18 protein-coding genes are annotated in these 16,623 nt (G+C 65.2%); 2 read left to right on the forward strand and 16 right to left on the reverse strand.

Features of this window, described 5'->3' with window-relative positions; all coding sequences use genetic code 11:
- The 9 genes from ACP5MM_RS05200 to rluD form a co-directional block, all read right to left on the reverse strand.
- A partial coding sequence (locus ACP5MM_RS05200; protein ID WP_427934216.1) for a transposase family protein occupies positions 1-315 on the reverse strand: 315 nt, incomplete at its 3' end.
- A gap of 313 nt (positions 316-628) precedes the next feature.
- A complete protein-coding gene (gene def / locus ACP5MM_RS05205) occupies positions 629-1,132 on the reverse strand; it encodes a peptide deformylase (protein ID WP_427931381.1) in 504 nt (167 codons plus the stop codon).
- Entirely contained in the window at positions 1,132-1,656 is a 525-nt protein-coding gene (locus ACP5MM_RS05210) for a glycine cleavage system protein R (protein WP_427931383.1), read from the reverse strand. The genes def and ACP5MM_RS05210 overlap by 1 nt, the downstream gene beginning before the upstream one ends.
- A 1-nt stretch (position 1,657) precedes the next feature.
- Positions 1,658-2,278, reverse strand: a complete 621-nt coding sequence (gene mtnB / locus ACP5MM_RS05215; RefSeq protein ID WP_427931385.1) for a methylthioribulose 1-phosphate dehydratase — start codon at positions 2,276-2,278, stop codon at positions 1,658-1,660.
- Complete coding sequence (locus ACP5MM_RS05220) at positions 2,271-2,909, reverse strand: HAD-IB family phosphatase (protein ID WP_427931387.1); 639 nt, start codon at positions 2,907-2,909, stop codon at positions 2,271-2,273. The genes mtnB and ACP5MM_RS05220 overlap by 8 nt, the downstream gene beginning before the upstream one ends.
- A 5-nt stretch (positions 2,910-2,914) precedes the next feature.
- Positions 2,915-4,087, reverse strand: a complete 1,173-nt coding sequence (locus ACP5MM_RS05225) for a RuBisCO large subunit C-terminal-like domain-containing protein (protein WP_427934217.1) — start codon at positions 4,085-4,087, stop codon at positions 2,915-2,917.
- A 2-nt stretch (positions 4,088-4,089) separates the two neighbouring features.
- Positions 4,090-4,629 (reverse strand): cupin domain-containing protein, encoded by a 540-nt coding sequence (locus ACP5MM_RS05230; RefSeq protein WP_427931390.1) that lies wholly within the window; start codon positions 4,627-4,629, stop codon positions 4,090-4,092.
- A 4-nt stretch (positions 4,630-4,633) separates the two neighbouring features.
- Entirely contained in the window at positions 4,634-5,389 is a 756-nt protein-coding gene (gene pgeF / locus ACP5MM_RS05235) for a peptidoglycan editing factor PgeF (protein WP_427931392.1), read from the reverse strand.
- The gene (gene rluD / locus ACP5MM_RS05240; protein WP_427934218.1) at positions 5,382-6,335 is read right to left on the reverse strand and encodes a 23S rRNA pseudouridine(1911/1915/1917) synthase RluD; all 954 of its coding nucleotides are present in this window, start codon (positions 6,333-6,335) and stop codon (positions 5,382-5,384) included. Before rluD ends, pgeF begins: the two co-directional genes overlap by 8 nt.
- A 28-nt stretch (positions 6,336-6,363) precedes the next feature.
- On the opposite strand from rluD, the gene ACP5MM_RS05245 reads away from it, so the two are divergent.
- Positions 6,364-7,122: an outer membrane protein assembly factor BamD gene (locus tag ACP5MM_RS05245; RefSeq protein ID WP_427931396.1), complete on the forward strand. Its 759-nt coding sequence runs from the start codon at positions 6,364-6,366 to the stop codon at positions 7,120-7,122.
- Positions 7,123-7,140: 18 nt separating this feature from the next.
- Here the strand turns inward: ACP5MM_RS05245 and ACP5MM_RS05250 are convergent, their stop codons facing one another.
- From ACP5MM_RS05250 to ACP5MM_RS05280, 7 genes are read right to left on the reverse strand one after another with little or no spacing between them, the layout of a single operon-like run.
- Entirely contained in the window at positions 7,141-7,479 is a 339-nt protein-coding gene (locus ACP5MM_RS05250) for a P-II family nitrogen regulator (RefSeq protein ID WP_123101516.1), read from the reverse strand.
- A 32-nt stretch (positions 7,480-7,511) separates the two neighbouring features.
- A complete protein-coding gene (locus tag ACP5MM_RS05255) occupies positions 7,512-9,131 on the reverse strand; it encodes an NAD+ synthase (RefSeq protein WP_427931398.1) in 1,620 nt (539 codons plus the stop codon).
- The gene (sucD, locus tag ACP5MM_RS05260) at positions 9,128-10,006 is read right to left on the reverse strand and encodes a succinate--CoA ligase subunit alpha (RefSeq protein WP_427931400.1); all 879 of its coding nucleotides are present in this window, start codon (positions 10,004-10,006) and stop codon (positions 9,128-9,130) included. Before sucD ends, ACP5MM_RS05255 begins: the two co-directional genes overlap by 4 nt.
- On the reverse strand, positions 10,003-10,347 hold the full coding sequence (locus ACP5MM_RS05265; RefSeq protein WP_427934219.1) for a hypothetical protein: 345 nt from the start codon (positions 10,345-10,347) through the stop codon (positions 10,003-10,005). Before ACP5MM_RS05265 ends, sucD begins: the two co-directional genes overlap by 4 nt.
- A 4-nt stretch (positions 10,348-10,351) precedes the next feature.
- A complete protein-coding gene (sucC, locus tag ACP5MM_RS05270; protein ID WP_427931404.1) occupies positions 10,352-11,515 on the reverse strand; it encodes an ADP-forming succinate--CoA ligase subunit beta in 1,164 nt (387 codons plus the stop codon).
- A 10-nt stretch (positions 11,516-11,525) separates the two neighbouring features.
- Positions 11,526-12,821 (reverse strand): NADP-dependent isocitrate dehydrogenase, encoded by a 1,296-nt coding sequence (gene icd, locus ACP5MM_RS05275; protein WP_427934220.1) that lies wholly within the window; start codon positions 12,819-12,821, stop codon positions 11,526-11,528.
- Complete coding sequence (locus tag ACP5MM_RS05280) at positions 12,818-14,806, reverse strand: aconitate hydratase (RefSeq protein WP_427934221.1); 1,989 nt, start codon at positions 14,804-14,806, stop codon at positions 12,818-12,820. Before ACP5MM_RS05280 ends, icd begins: the two co-directional genes overlap by 4 nt.
- Positions 14,807-15,060: 254 nt before the next feature.
- On the opposite strand from ACP5MM_RS05280, the gene ACP5MM_RS05285 reads away from it, so the two are divergent.
- Positions 15,061-16,623 (forward strand): SulP family inorganic anion transporter (locus tag ACP5MM_RS05285; RefSeq protein ID WP_427934222.1); only part of this gene is annotated, 1,563 nt, incomplete at its 3' end.

Genomic DNA, 16,623 nt, shown 5'->3' on the forward strand with positions numbered 1-16,623 from the left:
CAAAGTGAATCCAGAGCCTTCCCGTGCCCAAGGGACGGGCGCCAAATGCACCCCGTGTTCGGGGCACTGGACTCGCGGTACGCGGGCGTGGAGGTAGGCCGCGTGCTGGAAGAAGTCGAGGTGACGCCAGACCTTCTCTTGGGTGTCATGCACCGGACACTCCTGGCCACAGACAGGGCACGGAAACCGGCTGCCCTTGGGGAAGTTCACATGGAGGTCCAGGCGCTTTTCCTCCGCCGTGAACCGCACCTCGTCCACCATCCACGGTGGAACCAAGCCCAATGCCAGAGTGAACAGTTGATTCCCTTGGTCCATCGTTACCCTCAGCTTGCTACCCCCACCATAGGCCAATCATACCGCCTTACCCACTCGATATGTCGAGGAGCCAAAAGATATCCATGTTTCGCGCTGCACTGGCGCTGCACTGACGCTGCACCAAGTCGCAGGAAACGGGAGGACAAGGCAGGATATCGCGGGATATGCCATATTGTAACATGTTGATACTAATGATTATGCAAAAACTCTTATGTATCAAAAACTCACCATAATGGCCTTGATCGCCCTTTCACGGCGGTAACGGGGGTTCGAACCCCCCTGGGGACGCCATTTCCAGCAGTTCGACCTTTCCTCAGCGCTGGTACACCTTTCTGCGAAAGAGATCCGTCTTGCGCGACACCAGCCGATCCAGGAAGAGCAGACCATCCAGGTGATCCATCTCGTGCTGTACGGCGCGGGCCTCAAAGCCGGCGCATTCGTATACCCGGTCCTCGCCATGGATGTCTTGCGCCTGGACGCGAATCCGTTCGGCGCGGATGACGTTGCCGGTGAAGTCCGGCACCGACATGCAGCCCTCGCGACCCACGGCGACCCCTTCCCAGGCGATCAGTTCGGGATTGACGAGCGCCATCAGGCCATGGCAGTCGTCGCCCAGCTTCGGCCGCACGTCCACCACCACGATCCGCTGCAGGCGGCCCACCTGGGGGGCGGCTATGCCCACGCCACCGGGCCCGGCCCGCATGGTTTCGATGAGATCATCGACAAAAGCCTGCAATTCCCCATCGAAATCAGCCACCGCCACGGCGGGGCGCTGCAACAGCGGGTCGGGATAGGTCAGAATCGGTAATACCGCCATCAGAGCACCGCCGTCTCCAGAGGGTGAACGCCAATATCGATGGACTCCTTTTCCCGCAAGGGCGCCAGGACCTCCCGCACCGCCGCGATGCCCGCCGGGGCCCGGCCCTGGATCACCATGATATAGATGGGGTGCTCAGGACTGCCCGAGCGCTCGCTTTCCAGATCGACAATATTAAAGCCGATGCTCGCCAGGGCCGCCGTTACGCTGGCGACGATGCCGGGCCGGTCCGCGCCGAAGACCGTGACCCGCGTGTCCGGAGCGGCCCCGCCGTCCGCGGCCACGCTGGAGAGGGGGTCGAGATGAACGCGCAGATTGAGGCGCTTGACCGCGGCATCCAGGGCCATCTCCACCGCGCCCAGATCCTGGGGATAGGACAGCACCTGCATGATGGCAAAGTAGCCGCCCAGGCGCATCATGGAGGCATCGCCGATGGAACAGCCGGCCGTATAGAGGGCCTGGGTGACGGCGGCGACGATGCCGGGGCGATCTTCGCCGATGACGGTGAGGAGGGCTTGACTCATTCTATGCTCCAATGGCGAGAAGTTTCGCCTGAACCAGATAACGGAAACAATATTCCAGCAATTCCAGATGATGCCGTGCGGCGGTCCCATCCCGGCCCCAGGCGGTGACGCCATGGAGGTGGATCAGGGCGCCCGGCACCGGGGGCAAGGCCTGGGCAAAGGACCGCTCCATGGCGGCGGCGATCTGCGCCACTTCAACAAAATTGGGGAAGACCGGCAAGTCCACCTGCGGCTCGGCGGCGGCCACCCCGAGGCCCTTGAGCATCTCCAGGGGCGGCAGGCGGAGCAATCCGTCCGCCGCAAAGTGCCCGCACAGATTCGCCTCCACCGAATGGACATGATAGATCACCTGGGCGTCGGGCACCTGACGGTAAATGGCCTGATGAATGCTCGCCTCCGCCGACGGCCGACGGCCGGCGGGAGCCCTTCGCACCTGGCCGGCCAGATCCATTTCCACGAAGTCCTCCAGCGTGAGCCGATCCTTGGGCCGTCCACTGGCGGTAATCCAGAAACGATCCGGTGCGCTGCGCGCCGAAAGGTTACCGGCCGTGCCCAGCATCCAGCCCCGCCGATAAAAATCGGCCGCCGCGGCGTGCAGCCCCTGGCGCAGGTCTTCAGCCATGGGTATCCTCCGGCCACCACCGTTGCCCCACGGCGCGGTCGACATCGAAAAAATCCGCAAACGGAACAAAGGGCCGATCCTCCTTGCGCAGATACTCGGCCAGGCGATCGCGGGCGAAGACCTGCGGGCAGACCCTGGCCATGCGCAGATCGGTGATGGAGTCGCCGATGCAAACCGCTTCGTCAGGATGGTAATGGGTCAGGATGAGCGGTTTGGCCACCAGTTCCACGTCATCCTCCCAGGCAGAATGAACGCGCAGAAAGGGGCCGGAGCGGTCCGCCTCCAGGCCGTGGATGGCGGTCACTTTGGCCGCCAGGGGGCCGAGAACGATCCTGGACATCTCCACGAAACCGCCCGTCACCACGATCAAAGGGACCCCGGCGGCCCGCAGATGGGAGAGAAAGGCCGCGAAGCCCGGGCGCAGGGTGCTGCCGCGCACGAAGTCCTCCATGGCCGGCCAAGCGCCGGAGGGAATGCTTTCCAGAACCATGGGCAGTCCTTGGCGCAAGGTCAGGCGCTGGGCGTAAATCTCGGGCAAGATGCGCGCCGCGGCGGCGGGCGCAAAGTGGCGCATGAGACCGACGAAGACCTCTTCCTCGCTGATGGTGCCGTCGAAATCACAGAATACCATGCGCTTCACCCCTGCCCCCACTTGGCAATGGCCGCCCGCAACGGACCTTCGGGGAGGCTGGCGAAATCGGAGGCCTCGTGATTCTGCCAGCGGGCGATGGCCTCCCGGAAGGCAAGCACCCCGGCGGCGGGCCCCTGGGGATGATCCATGATGCCGGTGCCGGCATTGAGGATGACCGCTTCGCCATACTCATCGAGGATGCGTCCGACCATCCCCGGATGGACCCCCGCCGAAGGCACCGGAGCCACCCCCCGCGCGCGCAATCGCTCGACAATGGCCCACTCGTCGGCCTCGGCAAAGGGCAGGCTGCCGTAATGGGCCGGATAAAGCACGGCATCGGCACCGCCATAGGCCATGAGGGTACCCAGAACACTCGCATAACTGAAACCATGGTCCGGCGCCCCGCACCAGGCGCCCGCCAGGGCCGGGTGGGCGAAGACGGGAACGGCGATCTCCGGATCGGCCACCAGGGCCTCCAGCAGGGGATAACCATAGGCCAGCACATTGAGCAACAGGGCGTTGGCACCCTCGGCGACCAGTCGGCGGGCCAGATCCAGCACCTCCCGCGCATTGCCCGAAAGGTTCACGGCATAGAGGAGATCCTGGCCCGTCAGCTCGCGCCGCGCCGCGATGATCGGCCGGCAGGCGCGCCAGCGCTCCAGGGTGGGGGCACCGGGCAGATTGGGCAGGATCTCGTCATCCTTGATGATGTCCAGACCCGCTGCCGCCACTTCCGCCAGAACGGCCGCGTGATCCGCCGCGCTGAGGCCCAGGGCTGGCTTGAAAATGGCCATGACCAGGGGGCGCCGGGGGTTGCCGAGGCGCTCGCGGATGCCCTGCAGACCGTAACGTACCGGCTGCCCCAGCTCCGCGGGCAGGCGCAGATCCATGACCTTGGCCCGACCGGCCAGGGAATACTTGCCGAAGATCATGGTCAGCAGGCTGCCCAGACCATGGTCCAAATTGCTGCGCGGGAAACGGATGGTGACCAGATGCCCACCCGCCGGACCTGCGTCAATCCGGACCAGCTCGGCCAGATGGGCACGCAAGGCCGTCTCGCGGTGGCGAAAGCGTTCATCCCAGGTCCCGGCCGTTTGCCCGACGGCAATGATCTCCGCCTGCCGATGGGCATCCACCCCCGCCGGAAAGGCATAATCCACCTCGATCCAGTCGCCCATCTTCAGCCGAAGGCCAGGAGAGGACGATCGCTGTAATGAGGCACCCAGCCGCTGCGCGCGCTGAAATAACGCACGGCCTTGATGCGCCGCTGCTCCGTCAGGCGGAACCAGTGCTCCAGGCCGGCCGGTACCTGGATGAAATCTCCGGCCGCCACCGTCACTTCCACCTGACGCTCATCGGGGAGGACAAAGCCGAAAACCCCCTCCCCGGCGATGATGTAACGCACCTCTTCATCGTCATGGGTGTGGATACGATGGAAACGCGCCAGATTCGCCTCGATGTCGGGATGCTCCGGATACATCACGACGAGATCCCGGGCCTCATAGCCGCGCTCTTGCCGCAGTTGCTGGAAGACCGCATCCAGGGCCGCCAGCACTGCCTCTTGCTCCCCGGCGCTGAGGGAGGGCCGCTCCAGGAGGCCCGCCGCCGCCCCGGCCTGCACCGGATAGTCCTGCAAGGTCACGCCCAGGGGCGCCAAAATCGCCCCGACCGCGGACCTGTCCGTCACCATCTCCCCCGAATGAAAGCGCAAGCTCGCCATTGCGTTACCCCCCTTCTTCCCGCCAGATCAGCGTCGCCATGCGCCCGCAGCGCCCGTCACGCCGATAAGAAAAAAAACGCTCCGTTTCCGTCACCGTACAACAGCCCCCGCCGGAAATGGCCGCCGCCGGCACCCCGGCCCGACTCAGCCGTTGGCGGGCCAGGGCATAGATATCGGCCAGCCAGCGACCATCCCGCCCCGGACGAAAACAGTCCTGGGCGGCGGGATCATGGGCCGCAAAGGCCTCGCGCAGTTCCGCTCCCACCTCGAAGCGGTCGGGCCCGATGGCCGGCCCCAAGTATATCAAAACTTCGTCCGGCGATGCCTCCATGGCCGCCATCCCCGCCTCCAGAATCCCCGCCAGCAGGCCCCGCCAGCCGGCATGAAAGACGCCGATCCGCTGGCCATCGCGGCGACAGGCCAGCACCGGCAGGCAATCGGCCGTCAATACGGCCAACACCACGCCGCACTGACTGGTGACGGCGCCGTCGGCCTCCGGCGGACCCCGCTCGGTGCCATGGAGTTCCACCACCCGCGTCCCGTGGACCTGGGTAAGCCAAACCGGTGCCCCGGGCAGACCGAGGCGCTGCCGCAAGCGGGCGCGGTTCTCCGCAACCCGTTGGGCATCGTCGCCCACATGCTCCCCGAGATTGAAGCTGGCATAGGGCCCGGCGCTCACCTCGCTCGCCCGCAGGGTGACGGCCGCCCGGACACCGGAAGGAGCCGGCCAGTCGGGCACGAGGAAGGTCGGCTCAGCCATGCCCGGCCAGGCGCAGCAGATCCAGGAGGCCTTCCATGTCCTGCGGCACCGGGCTTTCCCAGCTCAGCAGCTCACCGGAGTTCGGGTGAATCAGGCGCAGCCGCCGGGCGTGCAGGGCCTGCCGGGTGAAACGGCGCCATTGGGCAATGGCATCCAGGTCCAGCCCCGGCGGCAACACCGCCCGGCCACCGTAGACCGGATCGCCCACCAGGGGGTGACCGATATGCGCCATGTGCACACGGATCTGATGGGTGCGGCCCGTAGCCAGGCGCAGGCGCAACAGGGTATGCCGCGCGAAGCGCTCGGCGAGGCGATAATCCGTCTGCGCCGGACGGCCGTCGCTGCGCACGGTCATCCGCAGGCGATCGTGGGAATGGCGGCCGATGGGGGCATCCACCGTCCCGCCGCCGGTCATGGCCCCCAGCACCAGGGCCAGATACTCCCGGTGCATGCTGCGGCTCGCCAGTTGCGCGATGAGGGACTGCCGCGCCGCCTCGGTCTTGGCCACCACCAGCAGGCCCGTCGTATCCTTGTCCAGGCGGTGGACGATCCCGCCCCGGGGCAGATATTGATTGTCCGCCACATGCTGCAAGACCCCATTGACCAGGGTGCCGTTGGCATGGCCGGCGCCGGGATGGGTCAGCAGACCGGCGGGTTTGTCAATGACCAGAATGGCATCGTCCTCATGGACGATCCGCAAAGGGACGGGCTCCGCCAGCCAGGCGCCCGCCGCCGCCGCCGGCACCCGAATCTGCACCTGCTCCCCGCCGCGGATACGGACGCTGGCCCGCGGGCTGGCGCCATCCACCTGTATCCGTCCAGCGCGCAGCCACGCCTGTATCCGGCTGCGGCTGTATTCCGGGAGCATCTGGCCTAGAACCGCGTCCAGACGCTCCCCCGCGCTTGCCGCTGGCAAAATCACGTCAATACCCGTATCATCATTCATGGCTTGCCACTATAGACTATCGTCCTCCATGAGCAAACGCATTCTAGTTGCCCTTTGTTGCGCCGCCCTCCTCGCTGGTTGCGCAGGCGGTCCCAAACCGGAAAAGCAGGGCGAAAACCATGATTCCGCCCGCGCCATGTTCGATCCCGCCAAGCAAGCCATGGATCGCGGCGACTACAGCACGGCCATCAAGCTCTTCGAGGATCTGGAGGCCCGCTATCCCTACGGGCCCTACGCCGAGCAGGCGGAACTGGATACGGCCTACAGCTACTACCAACGGGGTGAATCCGATGCCGCCGTCGCGGCCGCCGAGCGCTTCATCAAGCTCCACCCGGCCAATCCTTACGTGGATTATGCCTGGTATCTGAAGGGCATCGCCTACTATCAGGCCATTCAAGGGGCGGAATGGGACCCCGATCCCGCGGAAAAGGCCTTTGCCACCTTCGACATCCTCGTCAAACGCTGGCCCAACACCGCCTATGCGGCCGATGCGCGCCAGCGCATGGCCAAGATCATCGACATCCTCGGCCAGCGCAACCTCGACATCTGCAAGTTTTATTACGTGCGCCACGCCTACGTCGCGGCGGCAGACCGCTGCGACACCGTCATCACCCGCTACCAGTTGAGCCCGGCGCGGGAAGAAGCCCTCTATTATCTGGCCCGCTCCTATGCGCGCATGAACCTCAAAGGGCTGGCGCAAAGCACCACGGCCATCCTCGCCTACAACTATCCCCGGAGCAAATACCTGGGCGAACTGGGCGTCAGCGGCCCCGCCAAGGGGCAGTAGCAGCCCGGCCGAGCGGCCTTAGACGGCCTCGTCGCCCTCTTCGCCCGTGCGGATGCGAATGACCCGGTCCACATGGGTGACGAAGATCTTGCCATCGCCGATCTTGCCCGTGCGCGCCGCCGTCTCGATCACCTCCACCGCCCGGTCGGCGAGATCGTCGGACACCACCACTTCCAGTTTCAGTTTCGGCAAAAAATCCACCACATACTCGGCACCGCGGTAAAGCTCGGTATGTCCCTTTTGCCGGCCGAAGCCCTTGACCTCGGTGACGGTCATGCCGGCGAGGCCCATTTCCTGCAATGCCTCACGGACGTCATCGAGCTTGAAGGGTTTGATGATGGCTTCGATTTTTTTCATGGTAGAACTCCTTCCGCTGCAGGGCGTCAACCCTATGGTGTATAACCGTTGGTGATGGGATAACGGCGATCCTTGCCGAAGGCGCGCGCACTGATGCGCACCCCCGGCGGGGCTTGTCGGCGTTTGTACTCGGCGCGATCGATCATGCGCAGGACCCGCTGCACCGTGGCGGGCGCAAAGCCCCGGGCAATGATCTCCGCCGCCCCGCGATCGGCCTCCACGTAGGCGGCGATGATGGCATCCAGTTCTTCGTAAGGCGGCAGGCTGTCCTGATCGCGTTGGCCGGGGGCGAGTTCGGCCGACGGCGGGCGCGTCAGCACCCGTTCGGGGATCACCGGCGAGAGGCTGTTCCGATAACGGGCCAGACGGTAGACCAGGGTCTTGGGACAATCCTTGATCACCGCGAAGCCCCCCGCCATGTCGCCGTAAAGAGTGGCGTAGCCCACGGCCAGCTCGCTCTTGTTCCCCGTGGTCAGAAGCAAGGGTCCGTTCTTGTTGGAAAAGGCCATGAGCAGGGCGGCACGGATCCGGGCCTGGAGGTTTTCCTCGGTGACATCGGCGGGACGACCGGCAAAGAGGGGGGCCAGGGTTTCCAGATAGGTGGAGAACAGCGCTTCGATGGCGAGCACATGGCTCCTCACCCCGAGGCGGCGGGCCTCCTCCCGGGCATCCACCACGCTCATGTCCGCCGTATAACGGGAAGGCATGATGAGGGCATCCACCCGCTCGGCGCCCAGGGCATCCACGGCGATGGCCAGGGTCAGGGCCGAATCCACGCCTCCGGAAAGGCCCAGCACCACTCCCGGGAAGGCATTTTTTTCCACGTAATCCCGCACCCCCAGGCAAAGTACGGTATAGACCTCCGCCGCCTCATCCGCCAGAGGCGCCTGCACCGCCGCCACGGGGCGCAGGGTCATCCCCTCATCCCGATGGAAATCCACCAGCGGCATGGCCTCGACGCAACTGGGGGCGCGTTGGCAGAGCAGGCCATCGGCATCGACGACGAAAGAGCCCCCGTCAAAGACGAGCTCGTCCTGACCGCCCACCAGATTCATGTAGACGATGGGCAGTCCCACCTGCTGGGCAAGACGCCCCACCGTATCCTCGCGCAGCCGCTGCTTGCCCAGATGGTAGGGGGAGGCGTTGAGGACCAGGAGCATCTGGGCCCCTTGGGCGCGGGCCGCCTGGGCCACACCTGGGCCACACCAGACATCCTCGCAGATTGCCACCGCGCAGGACGCCCCGGCACAGGTGAACAACAGCGGCTGGGCACCGGGCGTAAAGTAGCGCATTTCGTCAAAGACGGCATAATTGGGCAGGCAGTGCTTGTGATAGGTGCTTTCCACCCTGCCGTCGCGCAACAGACTGGCGCTGTTGTAGAGCCGGTGCTCCACCCGCTGGGGATGACCCACCAGCAGCGGCAGAGGCGCGGCTCCGGCCAGCCGCTGCAACTGGGCGTCGCAAGTGGCCAGGAAATCATCGCGCAACAAGAGATCCTCGGGCGGATAGCCGCTGAGGGCCAATTCCGGCGTGATCAGGAGATCCGCCCCCGCCGCCTGGGCATCCGCTGCCGTTGCCAGGAGGCGGTCGGCATTGCCCGCCACATCCCCCACCCGGCAATTGACTTGCGCCAGGGCGATGCGCAAGGTCACGCGGATCGCCCCAGCACTTCGGCAGCCTTGGCGCCGATTTCCGCAGGAGAACGCACGCAGTGCACCCCTGCCGCCGCCAGCGCTGCGTATTTGGCCTCCGCGGTACCCGCGCCACCATCCACGATGGCCCCGGCATGCCCCATGCGCTTGCCCTTGGGCGCCGTGGCGCCGGCAATGAAGGCCACCACCGGCTTGCGCATGGTCTGCTGGATGAATTCTGCGGCGTCCTCTTCCATGCGTCCGCCGATCTCCCCCACCATGACCACCACTTCGGTCTGCGGATCGGCCTCGAAAAGGCGCAGGACCTCGATGAAGTCCATGCCGATGAGGGGATCGCCGCCGATGCCCACGCAGGTGCTCTGTCCCAGCCCCATGCGCGTGGTCTGCTCGACGGCTTCATAGGTGAGGGTGCCGGAACGGGAAACGATGCCCACCCGCCCCGGCTGGTGGATGGCACCGGGCATGATGCCGATCTTGCACTGACCCGGCGTGATGATGCCGGGACAATTGGGACCGATGAGTCGGGCATGCTGCGCGGCGAGATAGTGCTTGACCAGCAGCATGTCGTGGATGGGGATACCCTCGGTAATGCAGACGATGAGCTTGATCCCGGCATCGGCCGCCTCGATGATGGCGTCGGCGGCAAAGGGAGCGGGCACATAGATGACGCTGGCATCGGCGCCCGTGGCCTGCACCGCCGCCGTCACCGTATGGAAGACCGGCAGGCCCAGGTGTTCCGTCCCGCCCTTCCCCGGTGTCACCCCTCCCACCATGCGGGTGCCGTAGGCCATGGCCTGCTCTGTGTGAAAAGTTCCCTGTTTGCCCGTAAAACCTTGACAGATCACACGGGTTTCGTGCCCCACCAGAATACTCATAAACGCACCAGGATCACCATGAGAAGAATAAAAATGACCACCTGCCCCAAGAGCAGCAAAAGCAGGTAGGGATTACGCCGACGCGCGCCAACGGTAGAGGACAACTGTCCGCGCAGGCTCGCCACCTCCTGACGCAGGGCCTCCAGATCCTCCTGCCGGGGCAGGGATTGCAGGCGCTCGTCGAGGATCTGGTCCAGCAACACCGCCATCTCGGCCATGGTTTCGGCGCTTTTGTGATCGGCACCCCTTTTGACATAGACATCCGCCAGGCGCGAAATGAGGGGTCCGGAATTACGCAATACCGGCCATAAGCGCTGCAGCCAGAGGATATTGATGGCCATCGCCTCAGCCTCGGGCTGCCGCGACGGCCTTGACCGCCGCATCGGTCAAACCGGAGGCGGCGATGAGGGTGAGGCCGCTGGCCGCCAGCAGGCGCTCCCCCTCCTCCTTGTTGGTGCCCTCCAGACGCACCACCACCGGCAAGTTGAGGCCCACCTCCTCGGCGGCCTTGATGATGCCCTCGGCCAAGAGGTCGCAGCGGGTGATGCCGCCGAAGATGTTCACCAGGATGGCCTTGACCCGCTGATCCGAGAGGATGAGCTTGAAGGCCTGCGTCACCTTGTCCGCCGCGGCGCCGCCGCCCACATCCAGAAAATTGGCCGGATCACCGCCATGCAGCTTGATCAGGTCCATGGTCGCCATGGCCAGCCCGGCGCCATTGACCATGCAGCCGATGTTCCCGTCCAGGGAGATGTAGTTGAGACCAAACTGGCGGGCGGTGATTTCCCGGGGGTCCTGCTGGGTGGAATCAAAAAGCTCATCGGACTCGGGGTGGCGATACAGGGCGTTGTCATCCATGACGATCTTGGCGTCCAGCGCCAGCAGGCGCCCTTCCCGGGTGAGGGCCAGGGGATTGACTTCCACCACCAGGGCGTCCATGCGCAGCAGGAGGCGATACAAGCCCTGCATGATGCGGGTGAGTTGCTGCACCTGCCCGGCATCCAGCCCGAGGGCGAAGCCCAGCCGCCGCGCCTGAAAGGGCTGCAGGCCGATGAGGGGGTCCACGATCACGCGCTGCAGCGCCTCGGGCCGGTCCCGGGCCAGATCCTCGATCTCCATTCCCCCTTCGGCTGCGGCCAGAAAAGTGATGCGGGCATGGCTGCGGTCCACCAGGGCGGCCAGATACAGCTCCCGGGCGATGGCGCTGGGTTCCTCGATGAGCAGGGCCGCCACATGCCGGCCCTGGGGGCCGGTCTGTTCCGTCACCAGGGGTTTGCCCAGCAGCTCCTGGGCCGCCTGCTCCAGCGCCGCCATGCTGTCCACCACCCGCACCCCCCCGGCCTTGCCCCGCCCGCCGGCGTGGATCTGGGCCTTGACCACCCATTTCGGCCCGCCCAGTTCGCGGGCCTGGGTAACGGCCTCCCGCAGGGAAAAGGCGGCGATGCCCCGCGGCACCGGCACGCCTTCCTCGGCCAGCAAACGCTTGGCCTGATATTCATGGAGATTCATGGAAACGTCCTCAAATACGCATCATCAGGGCTTGGGCAAAGTCCGTGGTGCTGAGGGCGGGCACATCGCCGCGCAGCACCGCCAGATCGCCCGTGACCTGGCCGGCGGCAATGGCGCCGTTCATGGCCGTCACCAACCGGGCCGCCGCCTCCTGCCAGCCCAGATGCTCCAGCATCATGACGGCCGAGAGGATCAGCGAACTGGGGTTGGCCTTGCCCTGCCCGGCAATATCCGGCGCGGTGCCGTGGGTGGCCTCGAAAATGGCATGGGTATCCGAGAGATTGGCGCCGGGCGCCATGCCGATGCCACCCACCTCCGCGGCGAGGGCATCGGAGATGTAGTCGCCGTTGAGGTTCAGGGTGGCCACCACGTCATAGGCCTCGGGGCGCAGGAGGATCTGCTGCAGGAAATTGTCGGCAATGACATCCTTGACGATCACCCTGCCCGCCGCCACCGCCGCCGCCTCGGCCGCATCCGCCGCGGCCTTGCCCTCGGCCTTGGCGATGGCGGACTTCTGCCGCCAGGTAAAGACCTGCCCGGCAAACTCCCGCTCCGCCAGGGCATAGCCCCAATCACGGAAGGCACCTTCGGTGAATTTCATGATGTTGCCCTTGTGCACCAGGGCCACCGACTTGCGCCCGTGGGCCAGGGCATGGGCGATGGCGCGACGGATGAGGCGCTCCGATCCTTCCCGGGAAACGGGCTTGATGCCAAAGGCCGAAGACGCGGGAAAACGGATCTTGCGCACCCCCAGCTCATCCTGGAGAAAACGCAAAAGCTTCTCCGCCTCGGGGCTGCCGGCCGGCCACTCGATGCCGGCATAGATATCTTCGGCATTCTCCCGAAAGATCACCATGTCCACCCGCTCGGGATGGCAGATGGGGCTGGGCGTGCCGGCGTAGTACCGCACCGGCCGCTGGCAAACGTAGAGATCGAGGTCCTGACGCATGGCCACGTTCAGACTGCGCATCCCCCCCCCTACGGGTGTCTCCAGGGGCCCCTTGATGGCCACCTTGAATTCCTGGATGGCGGCCATGGTCTCGGCGGGCAAATATTGCCCCTCGCCATACACCGTGCAAGCCTTCTGCCCGGCATAGATTTCCATCCAGGCGATCCGCCGTTGCCCGCCGTAGGCGGCGGCCACGGCCTGATCCACCACCGCACGCATGGCCGGGGTGACGTCACAGCCGATGCCATCTCCCTCGATGAAGGGAATGATGGGCTGCGGCGGGGTCTCCAGCCGGCCATTCTCCACCTGCACCGCCTTGGCGCCGTTGGCGGGTACCTGGATATGCGACCAGTTCATGACGCCGCCTCCAATTGTTCCCCCGCCCAGGACAGGGCGCCGCCCTTACGGATCAACTCCAGATCCCGCGCATTGGCCAATTGCGGCATGACCGCGAATGCGATGCCCCGGGTCTCGTTGTGCAGGATCAGGGCCTGGCCCAGGGCCAGGGCATCCAGATCAAGGCGCAGACGATCGCCCATCTGCACCCGCGCATAGTCGGCCGCATCGATGAAGGTCAGGGGCAGGATGCCAAAGTTGATGAGATTGGCCAGATGGATGCGGGCGAAGGACTGCACCAGCACGGCCCGCACCCCCAGATAGCGCGGGGCCAGGGCGGCGTGCTCGCGGCTGGAGCCCTGGCCGTAATTATGGCCAGCGACGATGAAACCGCCTCCCGCCGCCTTGGCCCGGGCCGGGAAGCCCTCGTCCACCACATGAAAGACAAACTCGGAGATGGCCGGCAGGTTGGAGCGCAGGGGCAGGACCTTGGCGCCGGCGGGCATGATGTGATCGGTGGTGATGTCATCGCCCAGATGAATGAGCACCTCGCCTTCCAGCACCTGCGGCACCGCCGTTCCCACGGGCAGTTTGGCGATATTGGGGCCGCGGATGATCTCCACCCCCGCGCCGGATGGGGGCGGGGCGATGATCATGCGGTCATCGACATGGTAGTGGGCCGGCGCCGAAACGGCGATCTGCCCCATTCCCAGATCCCGGGGATCGGTGATCTCTCCGGTGAGCGCGCAGGCGGCGCAGGTCTCGGGACTGGCAAGATAGACGGCGGCGTTTTTGGTGCCGGAACGCCCGTAAAAATTGCGGTTGAAGGAACGGATGGACACCCCCGCGGAGGGCGGCGCGAAACCCATGCCGATGCAGGGTCCGCAGGCGGATTCCAGGAGACGCGCCCCGGCGGCGATGAAATCCAGCAATCCGCCGTCCCGGGCGATCATCTCCATGACCTGGCGCGAGCCGGGAGAGATCCCCAGCCCCACCCCTTCGGCCACGGTCCGCCCCTTGAGCATGGCCGCCACGGTCATGAGGTCGACATAAGAGGAGTTGGTGCAGGAACCGATGGCCACCTGGGCGACCTTGGTCCCCGCCACCTCGCGCACGGTCTTGACGTTGTCGGGGCTGTGCGGGCAGGCGATGAGGGGTTCCAGGACATCCAGGTCGATATCCAGCACCTCGTCATAGCGGGCGTCTTCGTCCGCCACCCATTGGCTCCAGTCCTGCTCCCGGCCCTGGGCCGCCAGGTATTCGCGGGTGATGGCATCCGCGGGAAAAACGCTGGTGGTCGCCCCCAATTCGGCGCCCATATTGGTGATGGTGGCCCGTTCGGGGGTGCTCAAGGTGTCCACGCCGGGCCCGAAATACTCGAAGATCTTGCCCACACCCCCCTTGACGGTCTTGCGCCGCAAGACCTCCAGGATGATGTCCTTGGCGCTGACGAAGGGCTGCAAGGTCCCCCGCAGCCGAACGCCGATGACCTGCGGCATGTTGAGGTTGAAGGGCAGGCCGCCCATGGCCAGGGCGATGTCCAGGCCCCCGGCGCCAATGGCCAGCATCCCCGCCCCCCCCGAAGTCGGGGTATGGGAGTCGGAACCGAGCAGCGTGGCCCCGGGCCGCGAAAAGCGCTCCAGGTGCACCTGATGGCAGATACCGTTGCCCGGCCGCGAGAAGTAGATGCCGTAACGCGCCGCAAAGGTCTGCAGGAAACGATGGTCATCGGGATTTTCAAAGCCGGTCTGCAGCATGTTGTGATCCACGTAGGACACCGACAACTGGGTCCGCACCCGCGGCAGTCCCAGGGCCTCGAACTGCAGATAGGCCATGGTACCGGTGGCATCCTGGGTGAGCGTCTGGTCGATGCGGATGGCAATGGGGCTGCCCGCCTCCAGCGTGCCGCTGACCAAGTGCGCCGCGATGATTTTCTGGGTGACATTCATGCCCATGGGAAAGCCCTCGTTGACATAACCAAAGCTGCTCGGGAAAACCATTATCATCGCAAAACAACCGCGCCGCGCCAAGCAGTTTCCCGCAACGCGCCGCCCCAGCCCAGCGCCGGACCATGGTGAAAGCCGGGCCAAGCCCCCGGCTTTCGTTATCGGCCCATTAGCAACACCGCTACATGACAACGGCGCAAAAAACAAGCTATATTTTCCAAAATTATCCATAGGGTGTGGCGAAAAACCGCTGCTGTCGCTGTAAGCAGGGATGGTTTTTCAAAAACACTCAATAAAATCCGGAAGGAGCGTCAGTGTCCAGCAGCATGTCCGTCAATCCCCTTTGGCTGTTCAAGGTATTTCCGTTTTTGCGCTGGTGGCCCATGGTCAACGGCACCGCCACCCGCGCCGATCTCCTGGCCGGCCTCACCGGGGCCATCATCGTGCTGCCCCAGGGGGTAGCCTTCGCGACCATCGCCGGCTTACCACCCGAGTACGGGCTCTACACCGCCATGGTGCCCGCCGTGATCGCCGCCCTCTTCGGCTCTTCCTGGCATCTGGTGTCGGGACCGACCACGGCCATCTCCATCGTCGTTTTCGGCGCCCTGAGCCCCTTTGCCGAACCCGGATCCGCGCACTACATCACCCTGGCGCTCACCCTTACCCTGCTCACCGGGCTCTTTCAGTTCGCCATGGGCATCGCCCGCCTGGGCACAGTGGTCAATTTCATTTCCCATACCGTCGTCATCGGCTTTACCGCCGGGGCGGCCATCCTCATCGCCAGCAGTCAGATCAAAAATTTTTTCGGCCTCTCCCTGCCGCGCGGGGCCACCTTTGCGCAGACCATGTGGGCGTTTTTTCAGCAGTTCGACCACATCAACCTGCATGTCATGTCGGTGGGGCTGGTGACCCTCCTCACCGGCATCCTCGTGAAGCGCTATGCCCCCAAGATCCCCTACATGATCGCCGCCATGCTCGTCGGCAGCCTCTACGCCCTGGTCCTAAACCAGAGCCTCGGCGACGCCGTTACCGGCATCCGCCTCCTCGGCGCGCTCCCCAGCCACCTGCCGCCCCTGTCGCTGCCGGAACTCGACCCCCACACCCTGAGCCAGATGGCCCCCAGCGCCCTGGCTGTGGCCATGCTCGGCCTGACGGAGGCGGTCTCCATCGCCCGCGCCGTCGCCGTGCGCGCCGAACAACGCATTGACGGCAATCAGGAATTCGTCGGTCAGGGGCTTTCCAACATGGTCGGCAGCTTCTTTTCCGCCTATGCCTCCAGCGGCTCCTTCAATCGCTCCGGACTCAATTACGAAGCCGGCGCCCGCACGCCCCTGGCAGCCGTCTTCGCCTCCCTCTTCCTGGGGATCATCCTGCTCCTGGTGGCCCCGCTGGCCGCCTATCTCCCCATCGCCTCCATGGCCGCCATCCTCTTCCTGGTAGCCTACGGCCTCATCGATTTTCATCACATCTTCGCCATCATCAAGGCCAGCAAAAGAGAAACGGCCGTCCTCCTGGTGACCTTTTTCTCCACCCTTCTGGTCGAACTCGAATTCGCCATTTACCTAGGGGTGCTGTTGTCGCTCATCTTCTACCTGATGCGCACTTCCCGCCCCAACGTGATTTCGGTAGTCCCCGATCCCCGGGCGTCCCATCGTCCCCTGGTTCACGCCCCCGACCTGCCCTACTGCCCGCAGGTACAGATGCTGCGCATCGATGGTTCGCTCTTCTTTGGCGCCGTCAATCATGTGGAGCAGCGCCTGCTCGAGCTGGAACAGGAACACCCGCAGCAGAAAATCATCGTCATCAATGGCCGCAGCATCAATTTCCTCGACATGGCCGGAGGTGAGGCGCTGGTTCAGGAGGCCAGGCGGCGGCGC

Origin of the sequence: Acidithiobacillus sp. (assembly GCF_049965315.1) — a bacterium.
In the GTDB taxonomy this organism is placed as follows: domain Bacteria; phylum Pseudomonadota; class Gammaproteobacteria; order Acidithiobacillales; family Acidithiobacillaceae; genus Acidithiobacillus_B.